Below are 629 nucleotides of genomic sequence, written 5' to 3'. Positions count from 1 at the left end.
CAGCGGTGCAGCAGGCGGCGGACAAGAAGTGGTCGACGATGACGTTCGGGCTGCGGGCGGGCAGCGAGTCGGACAAGTACGCGTGGAAGCGGTTTTCGGACAAGGCGTATCTGCGGGTGAAGTACAACCGGCCGCCGCCGCAGATCAAGATGGCGCAACTCACCATGCAGTACGGCGGGGTGTGCAAGCGGCCGGGTGAGAAGGCGCGTGTCCGCTCGCTGGGCCGGATCTACGCCCGGGATGTCACCGACCCGGACGGCGACAGCGTGGCGGTGCAGTTCCAGGCCAAGTGGAAGCGCTCGGACGGCACGATCGAGCGGTGGAAGCCGCAGCGCAGCACGTTCAAGCGGTCGGGTTCGACCTTCGCGCCCTCGCTGCCGAAACCGTCGGACGAGGTCATCCCGAAGAACACGAACGTGCACTGGTACGCGCGGGCCTATGACGGAGCGCAGTGGTCGCCGTGGTCGTATGCGGGCGATACGAAGACCGGCTGCTACTTCGTCTACGACACCAACGTGCCCAAGGCGCCCACGGTGGCCTCAGGTGAGTATCCGGAGTCCGATCCGGCGAATCCGGACGATCCGTGGTTCGACGGGGTCGGGCGGTACGGGACGTTCACGCTGGATGCG

The 629-nt window shown here is 66.6% G+C and carries 1 pseudogene; it reads left to right on the top strand.

Annotated elements, in window-relative coordinates:
• Window positions 1-629, top strand: a pseudogene (locus ABD317_RS37555) (LamG domain-containing protein); the annotation flags it as partial.

Source organism: Streptomyces synnematoformans (genome assembly GCF_039531005.1).
In the GTDB taxonomy this organism is placed as follows: Bacteria; Actinomycetota; Actinomycetes; order Streptomycetales; family Streptomycetaceae; genus Streptomyces; species Streptomyces synnematoformans.
The sequence above is the reverse complement of the archived record's forward strand: the minus strand, read 5'-3'. Positions and strand labels throughout refer to the sequence as shown.